At 71.3% G+C, this 13,837-nt stretch carries 13 protein-coding genes; 6 read left to right on the top strand and 7 right to left on the bottom strand.

The window, feature by feature from the left end; all coding sequences use genetic code 11:
* Position 1: 1 nt before the first annotated feature.
* Entirely contained in the window at positions 2-1,858 is a 1,857-nt protein-coding gene (locus tag ACQP1K_RS15520) for a branched-chain amino acid ABC transporter ATP-binding protein/permease (RefSeq protein WP_433496406.1), read from the top strand.
* Positions 1,855-2,619, top strand: coding sequence for an ABC transporter ATP-binding protein (locus ACQP1K_RS15515; protein ID WP_433496405.1), 765 nt, complete (start codon positions 1,855-1,857; stop codon positions 2,617-2,619). Before ACQP1K_RS15520 ends, ACQP1K_RS15515 begins: the two co-directional genes overlap by 4 nt.
* Positions 2,620-2,684: 65 nt before the next feature.
* Here the strand turns inward: ACQP1K_RS15515 and ACQP1K_RS15510 are convergent, their stop codons facing one another.
* From ACQP1K_RS15510 to ACQP1K_RS15495, 4 genes are all read right to left on the bottom strand, one after another.
* Positions 2,685-3,815 carry an acyl-CoA dehydrogenase family protein gene (locus ACQP1K_RS15510; RefSeq protein WP_433496404.1) on the bottom strand — a complete coding sequence of 377 codons (1,131 nt, stop codon included), beginning with the start codon at positions 3,813-3,815 and terminating at the stop codon, positions 2,685-2,687.
* A 1-nt stretch (position 3,816) separates the two neighbouring features.
* Complete coding sequence (locus tag ACQP1K_RS15505) at positions 3,817-4,905, bottom strand: acyl-CoA dehydrogenase family protein (protein WP_433496403.1); 1,089 nt, start codon at positions 4,903-4,905, stop codon at positions 3,817-3,819.
* Between the two features lie 72 nt (positions 4,906-4,977).
* Positions 4,978-6,531, bottom strand: a complete 1,554-nt coding sequence (locus ACQP1K_RS15500; RefSeq protein ID WP_433496402.1) for an AMP-binding protein — start codon at positions 6,529-6,531, stop codon at positions 4,978-4,980.
* Complete coding sequence (locus ACQP1K_RS15495) at positions 6,528-7,124, bottom strand: VOC family protein (protein WP_433496401.1); 597 nt, start codon at positions 7,122-7,124, stop codon at positions 6,528-6,530. The genes ACQP1K_RS15500 and ACQP1K_RS15495 overlap by 4 nt, the downstream gene beginning before the upstream one ends.
* Positions 7,125-7,174: 50 nt before the next feature.
* Between ACQP1K_RS15495 and ACQP1K_RS15490 the strand changes: the two genes are divergently transcribed.
* The gene (locus tag ACQP1K_RS15490; protein WP_433496400.1) at positions 7,175-7,939 is read left to right on the top strand and encodes a FadR/GntR family transcriptional regulator; all 765 of its coding nucleotides are present in this window, start codon (positions 7,175-7,177) and stop codon (positions 7,937-7,939) included.
* 26 nt (positions 7,940-7,965) lie between these two features.
* Here the strand turns inward: ACQP1K_RS15490 and ACQP1K_RS15485 are convergent, their stop codons facing one another.
* Positions 7,966-8,373, bottom strand: a complete 408-nt coding sequence (locus ACQP1K_RS15485; protein WP_433496399.1) for a nuclear transport factor 2 family protein — start codon at positions 8,371-8,373, stop codon at positions 7,966-7,968.
* Between the two features lie 180 nt (positions 8,374-8,553).
* On the opposite strand from ACQP1K_RS15485, the gene ACQP1K_RS15480 reads away from it, so the two are divergent.
* Positions 8,554-8,805 (top strand): hypothetical protein, encoded by a 252-nt coding sequence (locus ACQP1K_RS15480; RefSeq protein ID WP_433496398.1) that lies wholly within the window; start codon positions 8,554-8,556, stop codon positions 8,803-8,805.
* Positions 8,802-10,514, top strand: coding sequence for a UGSC family (seleno)protein (locus ACQP1K_RS15475; protein WP_433496397.1), 1,713 nt, complete (start codon positions 8,802-8,804; stop codon positions 10,512-10,514). Before ACQP1K_RS15480 ends, ACQP1K_RS15475 begins: the two co-directional genes overlap by 4 nt.
* A 54-nt stretch (positions 10,515-10,568) precedes the next feature.
* Here ACQP1K_RS15475 and ACQP1K_RS15470 read toward each other — a convergent pair whose 3' ends face one another.
* Positions 10,569-11,366: a FadR/GntR family transcriptional regulator gene (locus ACQP1K_RS15470; RefSeq protein ID WP_433496396.1), complete on the bottom strand. Its 798-nt coding sequence runs from the start codon at positions 11,364-11,366 to the stop codon at positions 10,569-10,571.
* A 302-nt stretch (positions 11,367-11,668) separates the two neighbouring features.
* Here ACQP1K_RS15470 and ACQP1K_RS15465 point away from each other — a divergent pair, with 302 nt between their 5' ends.
* Positions 11,669-12,520, top strand: a complete 852-nt coding sequence (locus ACQP1K_RS15465; RefSeq protein WP_433496395.1) for an acyl-CoA thioesterase domain-containing protein — start codon at positions 11,669-11,671, stop codon at positions 12,518-12,520.
* 79 nt (positions 12,521-12,599) lie between these two features.
* Here ACQP1K_RS15465 and ACQP1K_RS15460 read toward each other — a convergent pair whose 3' ends face one another.
* Positions 12,600-13,583, bottom strand: a complete 984-nt coding sequence (locus ACQP1K_RS15460) for a D-2-hydroxyacid dehydrogenase (protein WP_433496394.1) — start codon at positions 13,581-13,583, stop codon at positions 12,600-12,602.
* Between the last annotated feature and the right edge of the window lie 254 nt (positions 13,584-13,837).

Raw genomic sequence — 13,837 nt, 5'->3', positions numbered from 1 at the left:
CATGCTCCAGTTCTGGACCGCCGTCCGCAAGGTGCCGACCTGGGTGTTCCCCGCGGCGATCGGGCTCTTCGTGCTTGTGCTGCCGCTGCTGGGACCCGGCTACGAGCTGACCAGGCAGATCGAGCTCACGCTGATCCTCGCGCTGGTCGTGAGCGGCCTCAACATCTCGCTCGGCTACGCCGGGCAGCTGGCCGTCGGACAGGCCGCGATGTACGCGGCGGGCGCCTACACGGCCGGCATGCTCTCCTCGGCCGGCCACACCGATCTCCTGCTCCAGATCGTCGCGGCGGGGCTGGCGGCGCTCCTGGTCGGCATCCTCACCGGCATTCCCGGCCTGCGCCTCGGGTCGTGGTCGCTCGCGATGACCTCGTTCTTCCTCGTCCTGCTGGTGCCCGACATCGTCGACATCTTCGAGGAGGACACCGGCGGCCACCTGGGCCTGACGACGATGCTGAACCCGACGCTGTTCGGCCGGCCGCTCGCCGCAGAAGCCATGTACTACGTGATCGTCATCGTGACGATCATCTGGTTCACGGTGTTCCGCAATGTGGTGGCCTCCCGTCACGGCATCGCCTTCCAGGTGCTCAAACAGAGCCCCGTGCTCGCGTCGTCGGTCGGTATGTCGGTGTTCCGCACCAAGCTCATCGGCTACGCGATCGGCGCGGTGCCCGCCGGCTTCGGCGGCGCGCTCCTCGCCAACCTCGACCTGTTCGTCACGCCGGAGTCGTTCACGTTCCACGTGGCGACCGGCGTGCTGGCCGCCTCCATCCTGGGCGGCTCGATGAGCGTGTACGGCGCTGTCTTCGGGGCGTCGATCATCCAGTTCAACAACGACCAGTCGAGCAACTTCGCCGAGTACTCCCTGGTGTTCTTCGGCGCGTTCCTGCTGATCGGCGGCGTGCTGCTGCGCGGCGGGGTGGCCGGACTCCTGCGCACCGGCATCCGCCGGCTCGACCGCGCTGCCGGGCTGTGGCCCCGGCGGCCGGCGGGTGCGGCGTCGGGCGGCGCGGCGGATGCCGTCGAGCTGCCGCCCATCGAGGCCGGCGCGCTGGAGGTGGCCGAGGCGGCCAAGGCGTTCGGCGGCAACCACGCGCTGCGCGGGGTCTCCCTGCGCGCCGAGCCCGGCCAGGTGACCGCGCTCATCGGGCCGAACGGCTCCGGCAAGACCACGCTGCTCAACCTCGTCTGCGGGTTCTACCGCCGGGACGCGGGCAGGATCATCGTCGCGGGCACCGCCATCGACGGCGCCTCCCCGCATCGCATCGCCCGGCTCGGCGTCACCCGGACGTTCCAGACACCGCTGATCCCGCCGGGTGTTTCGGTCGCCGAAGTGGTCGTCTCCGGGCGCTACACCAGCGACGAGGTCGGCTTCCTCAGCGCGGTGCTGCGCGGCCCGAAATTCCGCCGGGTCCGCCGCCGCGACCTCGCTCGCGCCGAGGACATGCTGCGCCTCGTCGGACTCGAGCACCTGTCCGACACCGAGGCGGCCACGCTGCCGCTCGGCCAGCGGCGGATGCTCGAGGTCGCGCGGGCCCTGGTCCGCGAGCCCAAGGTGCTGCTGCTCGACGAGGCCGCCTCGGGCCTGGACGAAACCGAGGTCGAGACGCTCGCGGCGGTGATCCGGCGGATCCGTGACGCCGGTTGCGCGGTCATCCTGGTCGAGCACAACTTCGGCCTGGTCCTCTCGCTGGCCGACCGGATCGTCGTGCTGGCGCGCGGCGCCGTCCTGGCCGAGGGCACGCCCGAAGAGATCGAGAACGACGTCCGGGTCCGCGACGAATACCTCGGGATCGTCGAGTCCGGCGATGCTCCCGCCGGGGAGGAAGCGGAAACGCTTCCGGAAAGGACGGCGAAATGACCACGCGGCCGGCCGACGTGCCGCTGCTCGATGTGCGGGGGCTCGCCACCGGGTACGGCGACCTCCGCGTGGTCTGGGACGTCTCGTTCCAGGTGTGGCCGGGCCGGGTCACCGCGCTGCTCGGGCGCAACGGCTCCGGTAAGACCACGTCACTGCGCGCGGTCGCCGGTCTGAACCCGGTGCACGGCGGGCGGATCGACTACGACGGCCGGCGCATCGACCGCCTCGCCGCCCACAGGCGAGTCAAGGCCGGCCTCAGCTACGTGCAGGAGGGCAAGCGGGTCTTCCGGCAGCAGTCGGTCGAGGACAACCTCCGGCTGGGCGGCTACACGCTGGGCGTACGCCGCTCTGTGCTGGACGCCGACTGCGACCGCGTTTACGAGCTCTTCCCCGTGCTGCGGGAGAAGCGCGGGCACCCCGCGGGCTCGCTCTCCGGCGGCCAGCAGCAGATGCTCGCGATCGGGCAGGCCATCATGGCCAGGCCCCGCCTGCTCATGCTGGACGAGCCGTCCGGTGGCCTCGCACCGTCCATCGTGGCCGAGGTGATGTCCAGGGTGGCGCTGCTCAAGGAGTCCGGCCTCGCGATCCTGCTCGTCGAGCAGGCGGTCGAGGCCGCCGTCGACGTGGCCGACCACGTCATCGTGCTCGACATCGGCAAGGTGACGCTGAGCTCGCCCGTCGACGAGATCGACGACCTCGATCGGCTCAAGGACGTCTGCATGGGCCGGATCCCGGCGACCGGCGGAACCGGTGAGCCGTGACCGTGCGCTGAACGGCCGGGGCGGGCGGTGCGAGCAGGTCCCCGTCCCGCTCGCGTCCGCATGATTCAACCGCGGGGCAGGCCGAGCACCCGCTGCGCGACGATCTGACGCTGGATCTGCTGGGTGCCTCCGTAGATCGACTGGGCGCGCGACCACAGGTAGTCCGCGAACGGTCCCGGCGGGCCCACCGTGAAGGACGACCCGGCGAGGTCGGCTGTGACGCGGTAGAGGTTCTGCTCGACCCGGGTGGCGAGCAGCTTGTCGACCGAGCCGCCGGAACCGGTCGAGTCGGCGGCCCGGTTCGCCAGCGACCGGGTCACGTGCCACTGCATCACCTGGACGTCGACGGCGGCCGCCGCGAGGCGGTGGCGCAGCGGCGCGCCGGCCGTCACCCGGCCGGAGCGCACGTCGTCCCGGGCGCCGGCCAGGACCCGGCCCAGCCGGCCGACCCAGCCCATGTCTGCGGGGCCGCGTTCGTACGCCAGCATGTGCATCGCGATCAGCCAGCCCTGGCCGCGTTCGCCGACGAGGTTGGCGGCGGGCACGGCCACGTCGTCGAAGAACACCTCGGCGAACTCCCGGCTGCCACCGGCGAGCACGATCTCGCGACGGTCCACGCCGGGGGTCTCCATGTCGACGACGAGCATCGACAGGCCGCGATGGCGCGGCAGGCCGGCCTCCGTGCGCGCGAGCAGGAGACACCAGCGCGACCACATCGCGCCGCTGGTCCAGATCTTCTGGCCGTTGACGACGAACCGATCGCCGTCCGGCGTTGCCGTGGTGGAGATCCCGGCCAGGTCCGACCCCGCCCCCGGCTCGCTGAACCCCTGGCACCACACTTCTTCGCAGCCGACCAGGCTGGGCAGCACCCGGGCCTTGAGGTCCTCATCGGCGAAGTCGGCGATCGCGTGGGCGATGTGGCCGATCGGCGGCGGCGGCGGGGCCGCGGCCGCGGCGAGCTCCTCGTTGACCACGGCCTCGTAGACGTCCGGCAGGCCGCGCCCGCCGTAGGCGGCCGGCAGCGAGACGCCGACGTAGCCGGCCCCGGCGAGGGCGCGGTGCCAGCGCAGGGTCCGCTCGACGGAATCGGCGGTCTCGTATCCGCTGGCGTCGCGGTGCTCGTCTAGATGTTCGCGCAGCCAGGCGCGCAGCCCGGCCCGGAAGCCGGCGACGGCGGGGGCGTCGGAGAAGTCCATCTCAGCTCCTGGAGAGGTCGGTTTCGGCGCGGCCGTCATCGGCCGGGCCGGAGAACTCGGTGTCGGCGATCACACCCTGATGGTGGTGCTCGTCACCGAGCACCCGGCGATCGGCGTGGGCGCGGCGCAGCCGGACATGTGCGGGCGCCTCCCAGGTCATGCCGATGCCGCCGAAGACCTGGACGGCGTTCTCGCACACCTCCACCGCGGAACGCGAGGCGAACGCCTTGGCCGTACGCGCGGCGCGCGAAGCCCCGCGTCCGTCGAGCGCGTCGGCCGCCCAGGCGGCGTAGTAGGAGGCGCTGCGGGTGGCCTCGACGAGAACGTGGCTGTCGGCGAGAAGCTGCTGCACGGCCTGGAATGACCCGATCGGCGCGCCGAACTGGACGCGGGTGCGGGCGTGATCGAGGGCCGCGTCGAGCGCGGCCTGCATCGTGCCCAGCAGATCGGCGGTGAGCAGGCTCAGGGCGAAGGCGTCGAGCCGCGCGGCCGCGTCGTCGCCGGGCGCGGTGAGCGTGAGCGAGGACGGGTCCACCGGCCGGCCGGTGAGCGGCCGGACCTCGCGGGTCAGGTCGGCGAAGGGCAGCGGTCCGCCGAGGCCGTGCACGGCCCCGCTCGCCGGGATCACGGCCACCTCGGCGCCGGCGGCGTCCCAGGCGACGGCCCCCGTCGCGGTCCCGGCGAACCCGGTGAGGTCGCGGTCGAGCGCGGGCGCCACCCGCACCGCGCCCTCCGCGATCTCCTGAAGCAGGCCCGGGGGAGCCTGCCACGTCTGGAGCTGCTCTGCGGCGATGATCGTGCCGAGCACGGGGGCCGCCACCGCGTGGTAGCCCAGCTGTTCGACGAGCACGGTCACGTCGACCGTGCTCGCCCCGGCGCCGCCGTTCTCCTCATACAGGCGGAGCGCGAGCCAGCCCGCCTCGGCGACGCGCGACCAGGACGCTTCGTCGGGGACCGGGGAGGCGACGTCGTGCGGGCCGCGACCGAGGCGCCACCGCGCGGCGAGATCGGCGGCCAGCTTGCCGCAGGATTCGCGGAACGCTCGCTGCTCCGCGCTGAGCTGGATGTCCATGCCACTCCGAAGGCGCATTATTGCTATTATTAATATAGTAGTTCCATTGATGGGTTCGCCGGGCAAGAGCCCGGCGGAGGACGACGGCGCTCAACCGGTCCGGCGCAGCAGCTCGGCGGCGCGTTCGCGCAGCTCGAGCTTGGCGACCTTGCCCACGCTCCCACGGGGGAGGCGGTCGACGGCCCACACGCGCCGCGGCACCTTGAAGTTCGCGAGCCGCTCCCGGCACCAGCCGACGAGATCCTCCTCGTCCGCTTCGTGCTGCCCGCCGTCGTCCGCCGGCACCACGAAGGCCACCGTGATCTCGCCGAGGCGCTCGTCGGGCACCCCGACGACGGCGGCCTCCCGCACATGCGGATGCTCGGCGAGCGTGTGCTCGATCTCCGCGGGATAGACGTTGAACCCGCCCACGATGACGAGATCCCGGACACGTCCCGCGATCCGCACGTAGCCGTCGTCGCCGATCCAGCCGAGATCGCCGGTGCGCAGCCAGCCGTCGTGGATCACCTCGGCGGTGGCGCCGGGATCGTCGAGGTAGCCCGCCATGACGTTGTCACCGGTGATCTCGATCTCGCCGACGACCGGGTGCCCCGTCGCGCCGGGAGCCCAGATCCTGGCGCGCACGCCGTCGATGGGCCGGCCGATCGTGCCGCAGACCAGGTCGAGGGGGTCGCCCGGCCGGGTCATGGTGCAGACCCCGGTGGCCTCGGTGAGCCCGTAGCCGATGATCACGTCGTCGACGCCCAGCTCGTCGATGAGCCCCTGGACCAGGACGGGCGGGACGATCGCGGACCCGATGACCGCCGTCCGGATCGAGAGCTCGCCCGGGATCTCGCCGGCCCGCCGGGCCGCGAGGATGTACTGCTGCACAGCGGGCGGAGCGTTGAGGAAGGCGATCGGGTGGGTGCGGACGACGTCGGCGACGGACTCGGCCGACACGACCGGGATCAGCACGGCTGTCGCGCGGGCGTGGAACGGCGAGATGAGCCCGGTCTTGAAACCGCCGATGTGCGCCAACGGATAGGTCACCGGGTAGAGGTCGCCGCGCCGCAGCCCGACCACCTCCGCCCAGGTGCGCGCCGTCACGATCATCGGCCGCTGCCGCAGCAGCGCTCCCTTCGGGCGGCCCGTGGTGCCGGAGGTGAACTGAATCGTCATGATGTCGCCGGCCGCGACCCGGGGCGCGGGCCGGCCGGCCGCGCTCGCCACGAAATCGCGCCAGCTCACGCCGCCCTCCGGCACGTCCTCCCCGAGTGTCACGACCTCGGCGGCGCCTGCGATCGACCGGGCCTCCTCAGCCAGCCGGCGGCCCGCGATCCGGTCGGGCGCGAGCAGGAAACGGCAGCCGGCCCGCGGCAGGATCTCGCCCACCTCCGACGTCGTGTAGCGGGGGTTGAGCGGCACGAGCACGCCGCCGCTGATGACGGCGGACAGCATGGCCACAGTGCAGTCGATCGTGTTCACGGCCCAGACGGCGACCCGGTCGCCCTGGCGCAGGCCGTGGTGATGCCAGGCCGCGGCACCCGCCCGGACCCGTTCGTCGAGTTCGCCGTACGAGACCGCCTCGCCCTCGCAGATCAACGCGGTGACGTCGGCCGCGTCCTTCGCCGAGGACGCCAGGAGCTCGTCGAGCGTGGTGGTCATCGCTGGTCCTCGCAGAGGGGGTCGGGATAGACGAGGTGATCGCCGAAGACGGCGCGCACGGTGCCGGCGCTGCCCGCGTCCAGCAGCTCCAGGCACCACGGCACCCGCGCGTTCCGCTCTTCGACGTAGGCCCAGAATCCCGGACCGCCGGGCGGGGACGCCACGGGCGGCGCCCCGCTGCCGCGCACCACCGCCCCCCACGGCGGCGTCAGGCCGGGCCGCTGCGCGGCATGGGAGTAGGTCACCTCGGCACGGTCGCCCAGCGCGGCGATCGACTGGCCGAGGTCTTCGACCCAGAAGGCCAGGTGATGGATTCCAGGCCCGTGCTCGTCGAGCCATTGCGACGTGCGGGTACGACCCTGGTGCGGCTCCACGAGTTCGATCGCGATGTCGCCGAGGCGGGCCATGGCCACCGTGGATCTCGACCCGGCGAGCAGATCGCCATGCAGCTGGAGCAGTCCGTCGGGCTGCTCCAGCTCCTGGACGAGCCACTTCTCGATGCCGAGCAGGGTGCCCCATGTGGCGCGGAACTCGGCGATGCTGCGGACCGCGAGGCCGACGTGACACAGGCTCACGATTCCGAGATCGTGCACGGTCTCTCCTTTCGGCCGGAACGCCCGGCCGCGCCGCATACAATCCCCCTGTGCGCCCCGAACCCGGCGCCGGATCCGTGCGGCGCCCGAAGCTCTCCCTCGAGGTGGCCCGGCAGATCGTTCAGACCATGAGCGAGGCGGGCATGGGTCCGGGTGACCGCTACTACCCCGAGGCCGAGGCGATGCGACGCCACGGCGTGGGCCGCGGCACCTACCGCGAGGCCCTCCGGTTCCTGGAACACCAGGGCCTGATCGTCATGCGCCCGGGACCCAACGGGGGACCGGAGATCGTCCAGCCGGACTGGCGCAACCTCGCCTCGACGATCGCGCTGCTGCTGCAGTTCGCCGGGGCGCCGCTGCACTCGGTGCTGGACGTCAAGACGGTGATCGAGCCCGGCCTGGCGGAGCTCGCCGCGCGGCACGCGACCGACGAGGAACTGGCCATGATGGCCGCGGATCTCGACGAGATCGAAGACGGGCTGGGGTCCTACCGCGCTTTCGCGGAGGCGTACGAAAGATATTGGCTGCGCCTGGCCGCCGCAGGCCACAACGAACTGCTCGCCTTTCTCAGCCCGGCACTGCGCGCCATCGTCAACAGCGGGGGTTACGTGCCGGACGAGCCGCACCGCGCCGAGGTGCTGGCGCGTCTTCGCGACGTGCACGCCGCGGTGGCCGCGCGAGACCCCGGGCGGGCCCGCGAGACCATGCGCGAGCTCCAGGAGGAGCTCGGCCGGCGACTCAGGCAGGGCTACCCCCGCCAGACCGCGCAGGTGATCGCCTGGTCCGACGTGCACCAGTTCGGCGGCCCCGGGTAGCGGATCGGGAGGCCGGACGCGGCCGGTCATCCCGCGCGGCTCACTCGCCGCCGGATCCGCCACCCCTCGGCCGTCCGGGTGAGTTCGTCCGTGTAGACGCCGAACACCCGGACCACGGGTGTCGACGTGGTGTCGCCGAAGAAGAGGAAGTACGACACCGCGGTGGCGGTGTCGCCCTCGACGGTCACGTGCAGCGGGACCACCAGGTGACGGGTGGCCGTACCGGGTCCGCTGGTTCCTTCGGCGCGCCGCCGCCGGGCGGCCGCGACGATCTCGTCGGCTCCGGTCTGGGTGTCGGACCCGAAGGTCCAGGTGGCGTCATGGGTGTAGAGCGAGCGGTAGTCGTCGGGAGTGCCCTCGTCTGCGAGATACGCGGCGCGCCCGATGAGCGCTCGGATGAGCACGTCGTCGTGCTCCGGGCTGGCGTCGGACATGACGGCAGCCTAACATGTAAATGATGGCAATCATAGAGGTCCGCCGGTGTCCGTGCTCGTACCCTCAGGGTGATGTATAGGTTCCTGGTTGATCGCCTGGAAGAACTATTGATTGTGGATATGAAAGAAGACTAGGTTCCTTGATTATTCGGTACGGCGATGCGAAGGAGAGGCGCAGGCATGGCGGAGACATCGGTCGGGGAGCGGCTCGTCGCCGAGTTCGATCGGATGGTCCGCCGGGACGGTGGCGAGGTCACCCTCCTGGCGGAGGACGGTGAAGTGATCCGCGTCGGCTACCGGCCAGGCAGCGCGGGCCCCGACTGCCGGGACGACGTCTGCATCCTGCCGCAGGACGAGCTGCGGCAGCTCATGGCCGAGACGCTGCGCCGGCGCAACCCCGAAAAGGAGCTCGTGGTGGAGGTTCTGGCATGAACACGCGGCTGACCATCGTCAATCCGGTCGCGACGCCGAGGTCGCGCGCCGACGGCGACCGGTTTCCCCCGGCGCCGCGGCCGGCCACCCTGGACCGGGCGACCGTGGTGCTGTACTGGAACGGCAAGCAGAACGGCCTGGACGCGCTGGCGCGGGCCCGGGAGCTGATCGACGCCCGCTTCACCGGGGTGACGTTCATCGAGATGACGGGGGCGCTCGGTGGCACGACCCGCTACCTGTCCGAAGAACAGCTCGACCTGATCGAGCGGCGGGCCGACGCGGTGGTCGCCACAACCGCCGACTGCGGCAGTTGCTGCTCCTGGCTCGTGCGCGATCTGTGCGAGGTGGAGCGCCGGGGCGTCCCCGCGATCGGCTACACCGCGGAGATCTTCACTGAGGACGCCCGCTTCAGCGCGCAGACCTTCGGCGTGCCCGAGGCATGCCCGGTGATCGTCCCCGAGTGCTTCTCGAACAGGACGACCGACGAGATCCGCACCATGGTCGACGACTCCTTCGAGGAGGTGGTCTCCTGCCTGACGACCGACCGCGCCGTGTACGACGTGCTGCCCGAGTTCGACTCGATGGTGCTCGATGGCGCCCCGGAACTCCATTACGACGGTGCGGACCTGCTCGACGCCTTCGACGAGATGCAGCGCCGGTTCGTGGCCAACGGCTGGAGCGACGGAATGCCGCTGGTGCCCCCGACCCGGCGCAAGGTCGACGCGATGGTGGAGGCGTCCGGACTCGACGGCGATCACGTGATCGGCGACTTCGCGCCCGGCTTCGGTATCGGCACGGTGGAGAAGGTCGCGGCGAACGCGGTCATGGCGGGGTGCCGCCCGGAGACGATGCCGGTGATCCTCGCCATGATGGAGTGCATCCTCGATCCGTCCATCGGACTGCGCACCTGGGCGATGTCGACGGGGCCGCAGGCGCCGCTCGTGCTCGTCTCCGGCCCGATCGCCGACGAGATCGGGATGAACCGGGGGATCTGCGCGCTCGGCCCCGGGTCCGTCTCGGCGGTCAACGTCGCCATCGGCCGGGCGCTGCGCCTCATCATGATGAACGTCGGGCTGTCCTACCCGGGCATCACCGACATGGACACGATCGGCACCCCGATGAAGTTCTCCGCGTGCGTGGCGGAGAACGAGGAGGCCACGCCCTGGGACCCCTGGCGGGTCCAGCAGGGCTTCGCGCCGGAGGAGTCCACGGTGACCGTCAACGTGCCGTACGGAATGACGGAGTTCTTCGACTTCCAGAACTCCGACCCGGAGCGGCTCGTCGAGAGCTGGTCGACGCTCACCCGCCACGCGGTCGGCACGCCGGCGGCCGGCGCGTGGCTGATCAAGCAGGACGCGCCCCTGTCCGCCGGCTATCCCTTCCACGGCACGTTCTCCAACATGCTGCTGATGGCGCCCGACCACGCCGCGGCCTTCGCCGCGGCCGGGTGGACACCCGAGCGCATCAGGGAGGCGATCCACCGGCGCACCAAGCTGCCGTTCCGCCAGCTGATGCTGAACCAGTCGATGGACGCCTTCGAGACCTCGCACCCGGAGCTGCGCTGGCTGCTCGACGCCCCGGACACGATGGTCACGGTCAACCCGTCGGCGGAGTGCTTCGAGTTCTTCGTGGTCGGCGCCAAGGCGGGACGCAGCCAGTTCTGCTTCGGGGGCACCAACTCGGTGACCAAACCGGTCGCCGTCCCCTGACCGGCTCGGGCGCGGCCATCGGGAGCACTCTCCCGATGGCCGCGCCCTGTGCCGTCACCGGCTGGAGCCGTAGTCCAGGTTGTCGAGCAACTCGGTGTTCACCGTGTGGTTCTTGGTCGACTCCAGGCTCGATCGCCGCGTGGCGGACAGGTGGGCGCTGGCCAGCCTGACGGCCGCCGCGCTGTCACCGGCCTCGATGGCGTCGACGATCTTCTCGTGGTCGCGCAGCGCCGCACGCAGCGACTTGCGCGCCACCGGGGAGTCGGGGGCGGCCTGCTCGTTCAGGGAAGCCTCCAGCCACACCGTGGACTCATGGGCGGTCCAGATCGTCTCCAGGGAGCCGATTATGACGATCATCGTCTCGTTGCCGCAGGTCTCGACGATCTTCTCGTGGAACCGCCGGGCCTTCATGGCGTACTGCTTCGGGTCGTCGAGGACCTCGTGCTGCTCGGCGATGACCTGGCGCAGCTCCGGCACGGTCGTCTCGGCGCGGTCCGGCCGCTCGGCGCACAGCGCGACACAGGTGGGCTCGAGGTGCAGCAGGGCGCCGCTCACGTCGGCCATCGTGGTCCGCCGGGTCTGCAGCACCATGCTGATGGTGCGGGCGATGCGCTGGGGCGTGGGCAGGTGTACGACGGCGCCTCCGACGTTGCCTCGCCGTACCGAGACGAGACCTTCGGTCTCCAGGATGCGCATCGCCTCGCGCACCGCGGGCAGGCTGACCCGGAACTCGGTGAACAGATGCTCCTGGCGAGGGAGGCTGTCACCCTCTGTCAGCCGACCTTCCAAGATATCGTCGCGTAGCTTGGCGGCGACGATCTCGGCGAGACGCGGCTGTCGTAGTTGCCGCACGGGACTCCTCCCCAATCAGGATTACGGACCGGCGATGTCAAGATTTATTGATCGCGCCGTCAATCATACAATCATTAGAGCTATAGCTTAGCGTTTCGCGGACGTGAAAGTCGCGGCGGGAACCGGCCTCCCGGTCGGCGATTCCGTACGTCCCGGATCGGCGCCGACCGCTTCCATGATCAATTAATCATTACTATGATAGAGGTGTTGCGTGGCTGTCTGGAGAGACAGGAGCGCGAGCCGAGGTCTCCGGCGGACGAGTGGTCGCACCGAAGCCGGCGGGAAGACGATCAGGAGGGCGGATGGAGGGTGATCATGTGACGGGACGCCCGGTGCCCGCCGACGCCGGCGGTGAGCCTGACGGATCGGGCCGGCATCCGGCCGAGGCGCCCTGGCCGCGCGGCGGCCTCGTCCCGGGTCCGGTGGGGACGGCGTTCGACGTGCCGGTGGGACCCGAGCTCTGCGGCCCGAACGGCCGGCTCTTCGGTGGCTGGGGCCTCGGGATGCTCGCCGACGCGGTGCGGCGGTCGACCGGACGGCGGCTGACCGATCTCTCCGTGAGCTACCTCCGGCCGGTCGAGGCGGGCAGCCGGCTCGGCGTGCACTGCGAGTCGCTCGCCGAGGGGCGGTCGCTCGGCCACTACCGGGTGACCGCGACGAATTGCGGCCGACCGGCCTTCGTCGGGACCGCTGTGGCCGGCCCGCCGCCGGGGCCGGTTCGGTGGGGCGCCGATCCGCCCCGGCCGCCCGCTCCGCAGGATTGCCCGGAACGCACCTATCGGGCGGGGCCCGGCACCGGGACCTCCGTGCTGCTCGACGTCCGCGAAGCGGGGGAGCGGCCCGGCGCCGGGGCGGCCGCCTCGGCGCTGCTGTGGGCACGGCTGCGGTGTGCCGCGCCCGACGAGGTGCGGCTGGCCGTGGTCAGCGACCACGTGCCGTACCTGCTGCTCCGGGCCTTTCCCGGACTGGCCGGGGCGGTCACGGTCAGCGCCTCGCTGCGCCTGCTGGGCGGGCCCGTGGCCGAGTGGATCCTGCTCGACGTGAGCCTGGTGGCCGGTGCGGAGCGCAGCGCCGTGGGCCGGGTCGTCATGTGGTCGGGTGGGACCGCGCTCGCCGGCGTCGCCGAGCAGACCGCCCGGCTGATACCGGCCTGACGCCGGGCCGACCGCCGGCCGCCGGGATCGGCCGAGCCGACGGCCCGGCGTCGGGGGAGTGGTCGTCGGCGCGCCGCGCTCAGTATCCGCGTGAGCCTTCGACGGGGTTGATCACGGGTCTGCCGGACTCGACGCGCTCGAGGTTCTCGATGAACAGCGCGGCCACCCGCAGGGGATAGTCCGGAGAGCTCCACGAGATGTGCGGGGTGAGGATCGTGTTGGGCGCGTCCCACAGCGGGCTGCCGGGTGGCAGCGGTTCCCGCTGGAACACGTCGAGCGCGGCGCCGCCGAGCGTGCCGGCGTGCAGCCGGGCGGCGAGCTCGTCCTCGTCGACGACGTCGCCGCGGGAGATGTTGACGATCAGGCAGGTGGGCGCGCATCGATCGAGGACGTCGGCGTTCAGCATCCTGCGGGTCAGCGGTGTCGCGGGAACCGCCATGACGATGGCGCCCGCCCGCGCCGCCAGCTCGGCGAAACGCTCGGCCGGATGGGTCTCGTCGAACTCGGCGACCGGCGCCCCGCCCTTCCGGACGCCGATCACGTGGGCGCCGAGCGCCCTGCCGCGCCGGGCCACCTCGCGCCCCACCGGCCCGGCGCCCACCACGAGGAGGGGGAGGCCGGACAGCAGGATGGGATCGCGGCGCCGCCACTCCCGGGCCCGCTGGCTCTCCAACACGCGGGGCAGGCCCTTCGCCAGGCCGAGGAGCATCGCGATGGCGTACTCGCCCATGGCCGGGGCGGAGATCCCGCGGGCGTTCGCGATCCGCACGCCCGGTGGCAGTCCCTTCGCGGGAAGGATGCTGTCGGCACCCGAGCCGACGAGGTGGATGAGCCGCAGGCGCCTGGCGCGGGACCAGTCCTCGACCGGCATGCCGATGCCGAGGACGGCCTCGACGCGGTGGAGCTCGGTGAGGAACTCCGACGGCGTGCGGCAGGCGACCAGTTCCCGATCTCCGAGAGAGGATCTCGACGCGGTCAGCATGTCGATGGCCATCCTGCCGTAGCAGTGCACGGTTTCGATCTTTCCGGCGCGCATGGTCTCGATCCGGTAGTGGGTCACCATCAAGACAAAAGATACTATCTTAGTTAAGATAGAGCCACCACCCCGCGATGTGCGTGATCTTGCGAATTCTCGCAGAGATGGCTTCCGACCTGCCCCGATCCAATCGGTGATCTTGCAGTTCCTCGCATGCGAGGTGCGTGACCTGCGCCGATGTGCTCGCTGATCTTGCACTGCGGGAGTACAAGATCATGGTGAGGCTTCGAAGGCGGGCAGGGGGCGCATCGCGGTGAAACGCGATCAGGGGTGATGTCCAC

The sequence above is a fragment of the Sphaerimonospora sp. CA-214678 genome, from assembly GCF_050942215.1.
In the GTDB taxonomy this organism is placed as follows: Bacteria; Actinomycetota; Actinomycetes; order Streptosporangiales; family Streptosporangiaceae; genus Sphaerimonospora.
The sequence above is the reverse complement of the archived record's forward strand: the minus strand, read 5'-3'. Positions and strand labels throughout refer to the sequence as shown.